Source organism: Rhodoglobus vestalii (assembly GCF_006788895.1).
Taxonomy (GTDB): Bacteria; Actinomycetota; Actinomycetes; order Actinomycetales; family Microbacteriaceae; genus Rhodoglobus; species Rhodoglobus vestalii.
In genome coordinates, this window is the sequence record NZ_VFRA01000001.1 from 2,565,478 (window position 1) to 2,579,280 (window position 13,803).

A 13,803-nucleotide genomic window follows, 5' to 3' on the forward strand; every position below is an offset into this window, starting at 1 on the left:
GGCCGTTCCGCTCGCTGAGACTCAGTGCGGATTCACCAATCTACTAGGGCGGAACCTAGTTGCGGTTGGGAGTCGTCACCGCGGTTGGTCCGGTGTGTGCAGTGGGTGACGTGGGTGACGTGCCGGGCGCTGCAGGAACGCTCTGGGCCTTCTCCTCGGCAGCCTGTCGTGATGCCCATTCGTGCTGCTTGCCGACTAGTTCGTCTTCAGTTTCGCCGGTTTCGTACTTCCAGCTAGCGAGATCCTGAGCAAACAGTTTTTTGGCGCGACCGGGGCGTGCTTGCCAGTCGAGGAGTCCTTCTTGCAGTTCTGCTAGATCTTGTTCGGCCTGGAAGCTGTAGTTGACTGAATTCTTCTTCATCGTTGCAAGCTTGTGTGCTGCCCAGTCAGCGGCAAGATCGGCTCCCTTGAGCGGTAAAAGTCGCACGCGAATCTCGGCTTCGCTTGTTTGGTAGTCGACGTGTTCCTTTTCGTTCGCCGAAAGCGTGCTCCACGCTGCTGCGCGTCGACCCGAAGAAATGAGTGCCGCGACGGCGGCTGCCTTGGCTTGGCGATCCTGCTGGCCGATAAGGCGACGCAGTGATGAGCGAGCAATCATTCCGACAATGATTCCGCCGAAAACAATTGCAAGAAAGGGCACGAGGGCGCCGGTGACGAATGCGGAGCCTTGATCTGACTCAAACCACTGCACGAGATCGTTCCACCACTGAAGAATCATGTTGGCACTGTAACCCCGCTAGCGAGCGCTAGGGCCTAGCGACAGGCGAGTCACATCAAAACCGAAAGATATCGAGTGCGTCATCGATCGACCAGAAATCTCCCAGTGGCAGAAAACGGCGTTGCCGCTGCAGCATTCGCTTGGCTTGATACCGCGCCCCGGCAGCAGATTGCCAGCGGTGCACGTACCCGAGCACTTCGCCGTCGGGTCGCGTGATACGCCAGAGATCGTCGTTGAGTTCGACGGTCACGATGCCCGATGTGACCGGGTGTGCTGGTCGAACAAAGTCGAGTGTGGTCATGGTTGCTCCCTCGGAAAATAATCGCCAATGTGTTGTGTTCGAATATATGTTCGAACACTGACATTGTGCAGAAAGCTTTCCACAGCGTGCACAGACCAAACCGGGCCGCACGTTAACGCGCGGCCCGGTTTCAAGCGCTGGTGCTGATGTCCGCTAGCGCAGTGTGGTGCCGTCTACGGCCAGCGGGTCGATCGTCGCAAGCTCGTCATCCGTGAGTGCGGGGCCGTCGAGCGTCGCGAAGTTGTTCTCCAACTGCTCAACGCTGCTGGCACCCACAAGCGCTGACGTGACCTGCGGATGCCGCAACACCCAAGTCAGCGCCAGCTGCGCCAGGCTCTGCCCGCGGTTCTGTGCAATCTCGTTGAGGGCGCGCACACGCTGGAGGTAGGTGTCACCAAGCGGCCCCGGCTGCAGCCAGCGGCCTTCGGCAGCGCGTGAACCATCCGGGATGGTGCCATCCATATAGCGGTCGGTAAGAAGTCCTTGAGCTAGAGGCGAGAAGACGATGCTGCCGGCGCCCACCTGATCGAGCACTGGGAACAGCCCGTTTTCGATGTGACGGTCGAACATGTTGTACCGGGGTTGATGAATTGTTAGCGGTATGCCGTGCTCGGCAAGTGCTGCGGCCGCAGCAGCGGTTTGCTCGGGGCTGTAGTTGGAAACACCAGCGTAGAGCGCCCGGCCAGAGTTGACGGCGGTGGCCAGGGCTCCCATGGTCTCCTCAATCGGAGTCTCGGGATCGGGCCGGTGGTGGTAAAAAATATCTACGTAATCGAGGCCCATGCGCTCGAGGCTCGCATCCAGCGATGAGAGTAGATATTTGCGTGAACCCCAGTCTTGGTACGGCCCGACACCCATCTCGTAGCCCGCTTTGGTCGAGATGATTAGTTCATCCCGGTAGGGCACGAAGTCGTCGGCGAAGATTTGACCGAAGTTGCGTTCGGCGGCCCCGATTTCTGGGCCGTAGTTGTTGGCGAGGTCGAAGTGGGTGATCCCCAAATCGAAGGCTCGTCGAAGAATAGCGCGCTGAGTGGCTAGGGGGCGGTCGGAACCAAAGTTGTTCCACAGCCCAAGCGAGATCGCGGGAAGTTTCAGCCCGCTGCGACCTACGCGGTGGTACGCGGTGGTGTCATATCTAGTGGATGCGGCGTCATAAGGCATTCATTCAGCATATGTCCAGCGACTGAGGGAACACCACACGGGAAGTGAGTGTTGTATGAGACATCCGTCCCAAGAAAGTAGGCTCAACTTATGCACACATTTCATCTCGCAGGCGGCTGTTTCTGGTGCCTCGATGCCGTTTACCGCACGCTCAATGGGGTGACGGATGTCGTCTCTGGTTACACCGGGGGCCACGTTCCGAATCCCAGCTACGAGCTGGTGTGCACAGAGACCACCGGTCACGCAGAGGCGGTCGCGGTCACGTTTGATCCCGAGGTTATTCCCGATGAGGTCATCCTTGATGTGTACTTCACCCTCCACGACCCGCGCCAGCTCAATCGGCAGGGCAACGACATCGGATCGTCGTACCGGTCGGCAATGTTTTACGACGGTGACGAACAGAAGGCCCTGTTTGAAGCGGCTCGTGATCGGGCCTCCGAATATTGGGATGGCGGCATCGTCACCACGATCGAGCCCCTTGAGAGCTACTACGACGCGGAGCAGTACCACCAAGACTTCTTCGCGAAGAACCCCGGCCAGGGCTACTGCATGGCAGTCGCTTTGCCCAAGGTGAATAAGATCCGTTCGTCTTTTGCGAGCTACATCAGTTAGTTGATTGTCGTATGCCGTCTGCGCCTGAAGTCTTTATCTTCTGCGCCAGGCGGCGTACGGTCATAAGCAGGCGACGCTGGTGTCGCCCCTCTCATTGAAGGAGGTTCGAAAATGACTGATCACACTCTGACCGGGCAAACGTGGGTCGCATTCACGAAGGTCGGTGCCGTTGGCTCGGTTCACCGGGTAACAAACGGATTTACCTTCAAGTTGTTGAAAGATGAAGACTATCGAGGCGTCTATCCAACGTTGGATGCCGCAAAGTCTGCGTTGCACGCGAATCTGCTGCCCGGCACTGATTGGCCGGAGTTCCGCGAGCACTAGGCCCGGGTGTTCCAGACGTGGGTGGGCTGTCCGCATGAGCGGGTAACCACTGCTCCTCGCTTCTCTGGCAGTCGCTGCGGCGTCCACAGAACGCATTGCATCCTCCGGTTTGCCACCGCGCTGTCGAACACTGGTGAGTGACGGATGCCGGGTCGGCTTCCCGGCACGAGTGTCGGCCCGCATCTGTCTCCATTTACCGTCGCGCAGCTCGCTGCCGCGACGCAGACTGAGGAGCAGAAATGACAGACAGCATTACCGTATCCGGCCTTGTAGCCACGGCACCTCGACACCTCGTTACCGGCGAGGGCCTCCCCATAACGTCGTTCCGGCTGGCCTCAACGCAGCGTCGGTTCGACCGAAGCAATCAGCGCTGGATCGATGGGGAAACCAATTGGTACACCATCACCGCCTTTCGGCAGCTCGCCATCAACACCGCAACCTCGGTGGGCAAAGGCGACCGTGTGGTGCTCAGCGGGCGACTACGCATCCGCGAGTGGGAGAACGCCGACCGCAGTGGTACCAACATCGAGATTGAAGCAGATTCTCTGGGTCACGACCTCATGTGGGGTACCGCGCAATTCTCGCGGACCATCTCACAGGGGATGGGCGCGGGCAACGCGGACAGTGCACGGGATAGTGCTCGGGGCAGTGGTGCCAGCGGTGCAGACGCTTCTGCCCGTGGTGAATCCGAGTCAGCAGATAACTCCGAAGACTCCGACGCCGAGGAGGAAGAATCTGAAGACAGGGAGCTTGCACCAGCCACCCCATTTTGAGTTGATCGTGCGCGCGGGCAATCTAGACTTGATCCGGTCTTGGGGTTCAGGGCCGGCGAAAGGATTGCAATGCGCGTACGACCAGCTCACCGCAGCAGCGCGGCGATCGCACTCGCCCTAGCAGCATCACTGGCTCTCAGCGCTTGCGTGGCAACATCCCCCGAGCCGGCCGCGACGCCGACCGGTGAAGCTTCGAGCACCCCAGCGCCCGAAGCTACCCCCACCGAACCAATGCTGCGCCCGGGCGAGGCAGCAGCGGCAAACCGTCAATTTTTTGACCAACTCAACACCGAATATCACGAAGCGAATGGTCGGGCAGATGGCCGCAGCATCGTTGACAACCTTGTAGCGAATGGCTTCACCAAACAAGACATGGAAGTGACCCCCGACAATACCGCCATCGGTCTCGCTACCGACTCGATCGTTGTCTCGGTGCGAATCACAGGGGAGTGCCTACTCGGGCAGTTCACCCCTGAAAGCTACGTGTCATCCATCGAACCGCTTCTGGGCACCGGTGGATGCCTGGTGGGCAAGACTCGCGCAATCGACTGGTAACCCGTCAGAACCTGGTTACCCGTCAGCGCCTGGTAGCGCGCGACAACGGGTTCAACTGCCCGCGAAGGCTCCGTAGACTGGTGGCATGGCTGAATTCATTTATTCCATGGTGCGCGCGCGAAAAGCGGTTGGCGACAAGCTCATCCTTGACGACGTCACCATGTCTTTCTATCCCGGAGCAAAAATAGGAGTGGTCGGCCCCAACGGTGCCGGTAAATCCACAATCCTGAAAATCATGGCTGGGCTCGATACCCCCAGCAACGGTGAAGCTCGACTCAGCCCCGGCTACAGCGTTGGAATCCTCATGCAAGAACCCGAGCTCGACGAAACCAAAACGGTCCTTGAGAACGTTCAAGAGGGTGTTGGCCCGATCAAGGCGAAGGTCGATCGCCACGCCGCTATTGGCCTCGAAATGGCTGAACCCGATGCCGACTTCGATGCCCTCATGGCCGAAATGGGTTCCCTGCAGGAAGACATCGACGCCGCCGACGCGTGGGATCTCGACTCCCAGCTCGAGCAGGCAATGGATGCACTGCGTACGCCGCCCGGAGACTGGCCCGTCGACAAACTCTCCGGTGGAGAGAAGCGCCGTGTGGCACTCACCAAGCTCCTGCTGCAGAAGCCCGACCTGCTGCTACTCGATGAGCCCACTAACCACCTTGACGCTGAGAGTGTTCTCTGGCTCGAGCAGCACCTCTCTAAATACCCCGGCGCCGTGCTCGCCGTAACCCACGATAGGTACTTCCTCGACCACGTCGCCGAATGGATCGCAGAAGTCGATCGCGGCCACCTCTACCCCTATGAGGGCAACTACTCCACCTACCTCGAGAAGAAGCAAGAACGACTTCAGGTGCAGGGCAAGAAAGACGCGAAGCTCGCAAAGCGCCTCTCGAGTGAACTTGAATGGGTGCGCTCCAACTCCAAGGGCCGACAGACAAAGTCGAAAGCTCGACTCGCGCGGTACGAAGAAATGGCCAACGAAGCGGAGAAAACCAGAAAGCTGGACTTCGAAGAGATCGTCATTCCGATGGGTCCGCGCCTTGGGTCGCAGGTCATCGATGCCAAGAAGCTCAAGAAGGGCTTTGAGGATCGCGTCCTGATCGACGGACTGAGCTTCACACTTCCTCGCAACGGAATCGTCGGAGTTATTGGCCCGAACGGTGTCGGAAAGACCACGCTCTTCAAGACCATCGTCGGCCTTGAACCACTCGACGAAGGAACGCTCAAAATCGGCGACACCGTAGACATCTCCTACGTTGACCAGGGCCGTAGTGGCATCGATCCCAACAAAACCCTGTGGGAAGTCGTTTCCGACGGTCAGGACTACATTCAGGTCGGAAAGACCGAAATCCCGTCACGCGGCTACGTATCCCAGTTTGGCTTCAAGGGCCCCGACCAGCAAAAAAAGGCCGGCATCCTTTCCGGTGGTGAGCGCAACCGCTTGAACCTGGCGCTCACGCTCAAGCAGGGAGGAAACCTCCTCCTGCTGGACGAACCGACCAACGACCTCGACGTTGAAACTCTCGGTAGCCTAGAGAACGCCCTGCTTGAGTACCCCGGCTGCGCTGTGGTGATCACTCACGATAGGTGGTTCCTCGACCGTATTGCGACCCACATCCTCGCCTATGAAGGAACCGACGAGAATCCAGGAAATTGGCACTGGTTCGAAGGAAACTTCGACGCCTACGAAGAGAACAAGATTGAGCGACTCGGCCCAGATGCCGCCAAGCCGCACCGCAGCGCCTACCGCAAGCTCACCCGGGACTGAGCATGAGGCTCCACGTACCGCTCCCGCTGCGCTGGTCAGACGTCGATGCGTACCAACACGTCAATAATGCTGAAGTGTTTCGCCTGCTCGAAGAGGCACGCATTCACGCATTCTGGCCAGCCGCGGGAACGGATGCGCCCCTCACCGCAGTGCTCGATGGTCGCCCCGGTGGTCCAACAATGACCCTTATTGCGCGTCAAGAGATCGAATACCTGCTGCCGATTCCGTATCTGCGAGAACCCATCGACATCGAACTGTGGATCGGTCGTGTCGGGGGAGCAAGCCTCGAAGTCTGCTATGAAATTCACACCCCAGTGGGCATCGAGCCGCGTGAACTGTATGTTCGCGCGTCGACGACGCTCGTACTAGTCGATACGGTAACTTCGCGGCCGCAGCGCATCAGCGATGAGCAGCGACAAGTCTTCGCGCGCTACGTGGAGGAGCCGCTGCAGTTCACGAAGCGACGCTAGAACCCTTCGTTGACGTCGAGCCACTCAGCAACCGCGTGTGCGCCCCTCGCCTCAAGAAGTTGGGCGGCGTAGTGAAACAGCTCTTTGCGATTCTCGATACCCGAGCCGAGCGGCAGCACAAGGTCGATACCCGCAGCGGCTGATTCCTCGGGGGTGAGATGGTTGATTGCGGCGACAACGGCTAACCACGATTCGGGGCCTTTGGCGCGGCGAAGGTAGTCAACGACTTTGCCATCGAGCGACTGCTGATCAAGTCGGCCCTCACCCGTGAGAATCACATCGGCACTGGCGATGGCCTCGCTGAGGCCAATCACGTCAGCAACGAGTTGTGCACCGGGGGTGAGCTCTGCACTGAACAGTGCGACGAGCCCGGCCGCGATGCCACCAGCGGCACCGATGCCGGGCAGTGAAGCGATACCCGCGGCGGAGAAGCCGCGCTTGGAGGCCTGCGAAGTTTTCGCCAGCACCACCGACAATCGGGTGAGTCCGGCATCCAATACTGCAACATCGGATGCGGATGCACCCTTCTGAGGTCCGAAGACGTGGGCTGCGCCGTGCGGGCCGGTGAGTGGATTGGTGACATCGACGGCGATGTGCCAGGTCGTCTCGAGGGCGCCATCAATGAGGTCACTCACGTCAATCGTTTCGAGGGAAGCCAACTCTCCGCCACCCGCCCCGAGCTCGTTGCCAGCAGCATCGAGGAATCGTATGCCGAGGGCTCGCAGAAGCCCGGTTCCACCGTCGGTGCTGGCGGAACCGCCGAGAAAGAGGGTGATGTCGCGGGCGCCATCGGAGATCACCTGAGCGGCGATGAGGCCGACCCCGAAGCTGTCAGCACGCAGTGGTTCGGCGGCGACATCGCCCACGTGGGGGAGCCCATTGGCTTGGGCTGCTTCGATGACTGCGCGAAGACCTTCGAGATCGAAACCATAGTCGGCTTCGCGCTCACGCCCGAGAGCATCAACAGAGGTCATGGTCAGCGGAGGTTGGAGCCAGGCGGATAGCACCGAGTCAAGGGAGCCCTCTCCGCCGTCCGCCATGGGGAACGTGAGCACGGTGGCGTTCTCGGGCAGCACCTCGCGGGCCCCGCGTTCGAGAGCGGCAGCGGCATCCCGAGCGCTCAGACTGCCCTTGAAGCAGTCGGGGGCAATGACGATTACGGGATTGTGGATATCGGGCACGCTTCGACCCTAGCGCCCACGAGCCGTGCGGAATGGTTGCCGTTAACGAAAAAGGGGCCGCCCGAAGGCGACCCCTTTGTGTGAATTACGGCGGTACTAACGCCGCGAGTTTCACACGGTATTAGCTGGTGAGGCCGTCAACGTAGTCCTGGTTCGCTGCGATCCAGTCGGCAACGATGGGCTCGTAGTCGGTTCCCTCGTACTCGTTGTACATGACGTTCTCGAGCGAGTAGAGCAGCTCGGAGTCCATCTTGAAGTCAGAGATCCACTCGGTGATCTGCGGCATTTCGTCGCTCAGGGTGTCGCGTGCGAAGGAGTGAATGCTCTCCTGGTCGCCGAGGGTTCCCTCGGGGTCAGCAAGGTCCTTGATGGGGAATGCATCGTAGGCCCAGTGCGGACGCCAGAGCGTCACAGCAATGTTCTCACCGTTGTCGAGCGCTGCCTGAAGTTCGGCAAGCATCGCCGGGGTCGACGAGGTCAGAAGCTCCATGCCGTCAAGACCGTAGGTAGGCATGGTGTTGTCCATGACTGCTTCGGTGAGGCCAGCACCCGGCTCGATACCGACGATGCGGTTGCCGAAAGTGTCAGCGTTTGCTGCGAGCTCTTCGAGCGAGTCAATCGGTGCGTCTTCGTTTACCGCAACGGTCAGAACTGCTTCGTCGTTCCAGGCGCCGAGGTCTTCGATGGTGTCGCCGTACTCCTCCATCAGGCTTGCGTGGGTGACGGGCAGCCATCCATCAAGCGCGATGTCATAGTCTCCGGTGCTGAGGCCCGAGAAGATCGGGGTGACGTCGGCATATTCCAGCTCTACGTTGTAGCCCTCGTCTTCAAGGATTGCCTTCCAGAGGAACGAAACTGCTTCACCCTCGGGCCAACCGTTGAATACGGCGATGGTGAGGTCCTTGTTCTCGGCACCGTCACCTGCCGCGGTGTCATTTCCGCCTGCGGCGCAAGCCGACAGACCGAGGAGCGTTGCCGCTCCGATTGCGAATGCAGCGCGTGTCTGCTTCTTCATTGTGTCGTCCTTTTCTGTCAACGCTGAAGCGTCGACGGTGTTGACGTCGATGCACACAGAATGTTCTGTATGCCGGGAACGAGCGCGGGTGAGCGCCCGAAAATTAGCGAGAGGGCGGAGTCAGTTCTGCCGGCTCGGCGCTGGCGGCCGAAGTGGTCGAGCCGGTGAGGTCAGGGTCTGCCGTGTCAGCTGTGGTGGGTTTTCCGCGGAAGTTGAACGATTCGATGATGAAGCGGAAGTACCCTTTGCCTGAGCCGAAGGATGCCGTGAGCCGGTCAAGGAAGATCGCCAACAGCACGACTGACAGGCCAGCTTCGAACCCGAGCGAGACATCCGCCCGACTGAGGCTCTGGATGACGGGCTGTCCGAGCCCGCCGGCACCAACCATCGAGGCGATAACGACCATCGACAGTGAGAGCATGATCACCTGGTTGATGCCAGCCATGATGGAGGGCAGGGCGAGCGGAAGCTGAATCTGTCGAAGGATTCGCCCGGGTGAGGACCCAAACGCTTGACCCGCTTCGACAACCTCTTTGTCGACGCCACGAATACCGAGTTCAGTAAGACGCACGCCGGGGGCAAGAGCGAAGAGCACCGTTGCGACAATTCCGGGCACGTCACCAATGCGGAACAGGATGAGGGCCGGGATCAGATAGACGAATGCGGGCATCGTCTGCAGGAAGTCCAGCACTGGTTTTACCAGTGTCGACACTGTCTGATACTTCGCGGCAAGAATTCCCAGCGGAACGCTGATGATGACGGCGATTGCTGCGGCTACGAGCACCAACGCGAGGGTGTCCATCGCGTTTTCCCACTGATTGAGGCTGAGGATCAGAAGGAAACCGACGGTGGTTCCCAGAGAAAACTTCCATCCACGGGCGATGAAGGCGACCGCAGCGAAAATAATGAGCATCACCCAGAATGGCGGGGAGGTAAAGAGGAAGTTCATCCCGTCGGCAACCGACGCGATCATGAACTTGATTACATCGAAGAAGACTCCGAAGGTCTGCGTGATGTAGTCAATTCCATCTTCGACCCACCGGCCGAGGGGAAGTCTGGGGAAATCGTTCATCGTACGACCTCCTTCTCGGTGGTGGATTCAGCAGGAGTTTCAGGGGTGGCGAGCGCGTCCGTGATTAGATCAGTGGAGACTGTCAGCGGAGGCTCCATAGTGGGCTGTTCACCCGTATCGGTTGACACGTTGCCGAGTGCGGCGAGAAGGGTGACGCGGGGCACAACGCCCAAGAGGCGACCACGGTCATCAATCACTGCCAGCGGCAGTGGACTCTCGACGGCGGGCACAAAGAGGTCAGCGAGTGCGGTGTCTTCTGGCACGGCATTGAACTCGTCACTCAAAATTGTTGACAGATCAGTGATTCCCTTGTGCACCAGCTTCATGGCATCCGCGTCGCGAACGACACCCTGCAGAGTGCGATCACGACTAACAACGAAAGCGGTCGATGTCTGCAAATCGCGCATGATCTTCAATGCTGCACGGGGCCCGGCGCCGGCAAATACTGTCGCACGCACGGGCTCCATGACGCTGGATGCCGTGAGAACACGCGAGCGGTCAACATCCTGAACGAACTGAGCAACGTAGTCGTTGGCGGGATCGGTGAGGATGTCCTCAGGCGTACCGATCTGAACGATGCGGCCATCCCGCATTACTGCGATGCGATCGCCGAGGAACATGGCCTCATTGAGATCGTGGGTGATGAAAACGATTGTTTTACCGAGTGCGGTTTGCAGCTCAAGGAGCTGTTCTTGCATCTCGCGACGGATGAGCGGGTCGAGCGCACTGAAGGCTTCGTCCATAAGCAATACGTCGGTGTCGGCGGTGAGAGCGCGGGCGAGGCCCACACGCTGCTGCATTCCACCGGAAAGTTCGGATGGCATCTTCTCGCCCCAGCCCTCAAGGCCAACGAGATCGATCGTCTTTTGTGCGCGAGCGAGACGTTCAGCCTTGGGGATGCCCTGGACTTCGAGGGCGTAGGCGGCATTTTCGAGAACGCTGCGGTGAGGGAAGAGTGCGAAGTGTTGGAACACCATTGAGATCCGCTTGCGGCGAACCTCACGGAGTTTGGAGGCAGAGAGTGCCGTAATTGTGTCGCCACCGACCGTGACGGTGCCCGAAGTTGTGTCCCACAGCCCATTGAGCATGCGGATCAGCGTTGATTTGCCTGACCCGGAGAGGCCCATGACGACGAAGATTTCGCCCTTATGTACGTCGAAGCTTGCGTCGATGACAGCGGCGGTACCCAGTTCTGTGATCTCATCTCGGGTGGCTCCGTCCTGAAGTTTTTTCACTGCTTCGCTGGGGCGACGCCCAAAAACCTTATAGAGGTTCTTGGCGCTGACTGCGATTTGCTCGGTCACGTTCTCCTGAATGCTCGGCACCATGCGGGCTCCGCTCTTCTTGATTACGGTCCGGGTTGCACACACGCATGGCACTCACGTGGCGCTCAATCGAGCCAACGTGAAGAGGGGAACCATTGTCGGAATGATTCCAGTGGGAGACAACCGTACGAACGTCGACCCGACGGGCGGGAAGGCGCGCGCGGCCTGTTTCTTAGCACCCGGTTCGCACCACCACATGGGGTGAAGCAAGAACCAAGCCGATAACCACGGTAACGCGTTTGCGGCTATTTCGCAGGTTCAGGTCCACCAGAGGGGGGACATAACGCCGGTGTTTGTGGCTACGATCCGCGGCAGCGTAGGCATCGGAGCCTCTCGGCTTCGTTGCCTGTTCGTTATACAGGCCAATGTGGCTCTGCTTTCCCGAGCACTCAAGAATCTGTGCTACCGAGGTGGACGCACCATGCCTTCTTGCGCGACGCTGGCAATGAGATGGCCCGAGCGGTCATAGATGCGCCCCAGCGCGAGGCCACGCCCGCCGATCGCATTCGGTGACTCCTGAACGTAGAGCAGCCACTCATCCACTCGTGCCTGACGGTGCCACCACATCGCGTGGTCGAGGCTCGCAACTTTGATGCCGGGAGTCGCCCACGCCAAGCCATGGCGACGCATGATCGACTCCAGAATCGAATAGTCGCTGGCGTAGGCGAGCGCGGCGCGGTGCAAATTCATGTCATCGGGCATCGCGCCGACCGATTTCAGCCAGACAGCCTGATGCGCCACTTGAGGCCCATCAACGCTGATGAAGAGTGGGGAAGGAACGTAGCGCATATCGAAGGGCCGCTCGGATGCCCAATAGCGAGCAACCGGATGATCGAGCGAAGCCAACGATTCTGCTGTTGTGGGCAGCGACTCGGGGTCGGGCAAGTCGCCGGGCATCGCGATCTGATGATCAAGACCCTTATCCTCGTCTTGGAACGAGGCAATCGCCGACAGGATCGGAACACCGTCCTGATATGCCTGAGTGCGGCGGGTCGAGAACGAGCGACCGTCATGGATTCGGTCAACGGAAAACGTGATGGGCAGCTTTACATCGCCCGGCCGCAAAAAGTATCCATGCATTGAATGCACGATGCGGTCCTCCGCCAGAGTGCGCTGAGCGGCCACGAGCGCCTGTGCGAGCACTTGCCCGCCGAAGACTCGCCCCTGCGGCATCCACTGGCTGGGGCCGGTAAAAATATCTTCGTTCGTTCGTGCGCCGGTGTCGGTCAGATCGAGGGCCGTCAGAAGCCCAGACATAGGGTCGCTCATGCCTGTAGTTTAGAAGACCTATGACTGGATCGTTTACTTTGGTGGATCCGCAGGCACTCGGTGATCTGCAGGTCTTTTTGGGTCGCGCCGCGCGCGTCGACGAGGGCTCTGTTCGCCTCATCGGGAGTGCAGGGGTGCTCGCCATCTATGTTTCTGTGCTGCACCCAGCGGGTCTGCTCGACCAAAGCCCAACGGTCTTGGGGCTCCGCACGTTCGCGCTAGCCTCGAAAGCCACCTTCGACGTTGTTGTGCCCGTTCGCTCGCTTCTCGCACGAGTCGATACCGCGATCGAGAAATCGGATGGTGCGGATGGTTCGAATGGTGCGCCGGTCACGGTCAGCCTGCCGATGGGCGTGAACACGGTCACGTGGGCAGCCATCACGCCGCCGCGCGGCGGCTGGGTCGCGATCGACACGGTGCCCTGCGAGGTTCTGGAACACGCTGCCCGCGAAGGAATCGACGAAGTTGCCGAGGCGGTGCCCAGCGGCGTTGGCGAAGCAATCGTGCATAAAGTGCGCGCCGAAGTGTGGGGCCGACCTCTCGACAACCCCGACTATCTGCCGGCAGGGGTAGGGTTCGCGGCGGTGAGTCTCGGATTTGTTGCCGACGAAGAAAACGCATCGGTCTACGAGTCTGGAGCCTGGACCCGCGTCACTACCAAGCGTGGACACGTGCTCGTAAAGCGCCGCGCCTGGTCGGTTGCCCGCTAAAACTTTTCGAAGACTGCGATGAAAATATTCGCAACTACTGAGATAGCAGCAACGACTCCGGCAATTTGCACGGCGATCGAAACCCACAGCGGCGCAAGCCCCTGACCGGTGCGGCTGCGGACGATGACGGAACGCCCAATCACATAAATGAAGGCTCCCAGGAAGATGAACGCCCAATGGAAGGGGCGGTCGATGCCCCGCCGCATCAGCTCTTTTCTATCGAAAATCGCCAGCACGATGTTGGCAATGAAAATAAGCCATCCCACCAACACCGTCGAGAGGTAGAGAGGGTTGGTGTAGAGGCGCACCTGGGAATCGAGTGGACCGTCACCCGGCGCGGGCAAAAATATCGATGTGTCGATCAGCAGCAGTGCGGGGATGGTGAGCAGCGGGAGCAGCACCATCGTCCACACCTGCCACGTGGAGGTGTTCGTGCCGGCGCGGGTGGATTCGGCAGGCGAAGCTGCGGGAACAGGGGAAATAGGTGTCGATGAGTCAGTCACCCTGCGAGTGTAACCGCGGTGCGGCTGGGAAATGACATTTACTCCG

General features: G+C 59.7%; 16 protein-coding genes. 7 read left to right on the forward strand and 9 right to left on the reverse strand.

Translation table 11 applies throughout. From position 1 onward, the window contains the following. Window positions 1-55: 55 nt before the first annotated feature. The 3 genes from FB472_RS12675 to FB472_RS12685 all read right to left on the reverse strand — a co-directional run bounded on the left by FB472_RS12675 (window position 56) and on the right by FB472_RS12685 (window position 2,180). Window positions 56-718: a hypothetical protein gene (locus tag FB472_RS12675; protein ID WP_141991190.1), complete on the reverse strand. Its 663-nt coding sequence runs from the start codon at window positions 716-718 to the stop codon at window positions 56-58. Between the two features lie 55 nt (window positions 719-773). Further along, entirely contained in the window at window positions 774-1,019 is a 246-nt protein-coding gene (locus FB472_RS12680; RefSeq protein WP_141991191.1) for a hypothetical protein, read from the reverse strand. A 153-nt stretch (window positions 1,020-1,172) separates the two neighbouring features. Then, window positions 1,173-2,180 carry an aldo/keto reductase gene (locus tag FB472_RS12685; protein WP_141991192.1) on the reverse strand — a complete coding sequence of 336 codons (1,008 nt, stop codon included), beginning with the start codon at window positions 2,178-2,180 and terminating at the stop codon, window positions 1,173-1,175. 90 nt (window positions 2,181-2,270) lie between these two features. Between FB472_RS12685 and msrA the strand changes: the two genes are divergently transcribed. The 6 genes from msrA to FB472_RS12715 all read left to right on the forward strand — a co-directional run bounded on the left by msrA (window position 2,271) and on the right by FB472_RS12715 (window position 6,682). Continuing rightward, window positions 2,271-2,792, forward strand: a complete 522-nt coding sequence (gene msrA / locus FB472_RS12690; protein WP_141991193.1) for a peptide-methionine (S)-S-oxide reductase MsrA — start codon at window positions 2,271-2,273, stop codon at window positions 2,790-2,792. A 111-nt stretch (window positions 2,793-2,903) separates the two neighbouring features. Continuing rightward, window positions 2,904-3,116, forward strand: a complete 213-nt coding sequence (locus FB472_RS12695; RefSeq protein ID WP_141991194.1) for a methyltransferase — start codon at window positions 2,904-2,906, stop codon at window positions 3,114-3,116. Window positions 3,117-3,355: 239 nt separating this feature from the next. Then, entirely contained in the window at window positions 3,356-3,889 is a 534-nt protein-coding gene (ssb, locus tag FB472_RS12700) for a single-stranded DNA-binding protein (protein ID WP_141991195.1), read from the forward strand. Window positions 3,890-3,958: 69 nt separating this feature from the next. Next, the gene (locus FB472_RS12705; protein WP_141991196.1) at window positions 3,959-4,444 is read left to right on the forward strand and encodes a DUF6993 domain-containing protein; all 486 of its coding nucleotides are present in this window, start codon (window positions 3,959-3,961) and stop codon (window positions 4,442-4,444) included. Window positions 4,445-4,529: 85 nt separating this feature from the next. Then, window positions 4,530-6,212 carry an energy-dependent translational throttle protein EttA gene (gene ettA / locus FB472_RS12710; protein WP_141991197.1) on the forward strand — a complete coding sequence of 561 codons (1,683 nt, stop codon included), beginning with the start codon at window positions 4,530-4,532 and terminating at the stop codon, window positions 6,210-6,212. A gap of 2 nt (window positions 6,213-6,214) precedes the next feature. After that, complete coding sequence (locus FB472_RS12715; RefSeq protein ID WP_141991198.1) at window positions 6,215-6,682, forward strand: acyl-CoA thioesterase; 468 nt, start codon at window positions 6,215-6,217, stop codon at window positions 6,680-6,682. Here FB472_RS12715 and FB472_RS12720 read toward each other — a convergent pair. The 5 genes from FB472_RS12720 to FB472_RS12740 all read right to left on the reverse strand — a co-directional run bounded on the left by FB472_RS12720 (window position 6,679) and on the right by FB472_RS12740 (window position 12,532). After that, window positions 6,679-7,863 carry a glycerate kinase gene (locus FB472_RS12720; RefSeq protein WP_141991199.1) on the reverse strand — a complete coding sequence of 395 codons (1,185 nt, stop codon included), beginning with the start codon at window positions 7,861-7,863 and terminating at the stop codon, window positions 6,679-6,681. The two genes, FB472_RS12715 and FB472_RS12720, sit on opposite strands and share 4 nt — an antisense overlap. Before the next feature lie 121 nt (window positions 7,864-7,984). Next, complete coding sequence (locus FB472_RS12725) at window positions 7,985-8,878, reverse strand: glycine betaine ABC transporter substrate-binding protein (RefSeq protein ID WP_246078220.1); 894 nt, start codon at window positions 8,876-8,878, stop codon at window positions 7,985-7,987. Window positions 8,879-8,981: 103 nt separating this feature from the next. Beyond that, window positions 8,982-9,950: an ABC transporter permease gene (locus FB472_RS12730; RefSeq protein ID WP_141991201.1), complete on the reverse strand. Its 969-nt coding sequence runs from the start codon at window positions 9,948-9,950 to the stop codon at window positions 8,982-8,984. Further along, a complete protein-coding gene (locus FB472_RS12735; RefSeq protein ID WP_141991202.1) occupies window positions 9,947-11,278 on the reverse strand; it encodes a quaternary amine ABC transporter ATP-binding protein in 1,332 nt (443 codons plus the stop codon). The genes FB472_RS12730 and FB472_RS12735 overlap by 4 nt, the downstream gene beginning before the upstream one ends. 399 nt (window positions 11,279-11,677) lie before the next feature. Beyond that, window positions 11,678-12,532, reverse strand: coding sequence for an acyl-CoA thioesterase (locus FB472_RS12740; protein ID WP_141991584.1), 855 nt, complete (start codon window positions 12,530-12,532; stop codon window positions 11,678-11,680). A gap of 32 nt (window positions 12,533-12,564) precedes the next feature. Between FB472_RS12740 and FB472_RS12745 the strand changes: the two genes are divergently transcribed. Continuing rightward, window positions 12,565-13,254, forward strand: a complete 690-nt coding sequence (locus FB472_RS12745) for a DUF8185 domain-containing protein (protein ID WP_141991203.1) — start codon at window positions 12,565-12,567, stop codon at window positions 13,252-13,254. Here the strand turns inward: FB472_RS12745 and FB472_RS12750 are convergent. After that, on the reverse strand, window positions 13,251-13,757 hold the full coding sequence (locus FB472_RS12750; protein ID WP_141991204.1) for a hypothetical protein: 507 nt from the start codon (window positions 13,755-13,757) through the stop codon (window positions 13,251-13,253). The two genes, FB472_RS12745 and FB472_RS12750, sit on opposite strands and share 4 nt — an antisense overlap. Window positions 13,758-13,803 lie beyond the last annotated feature (46 nt).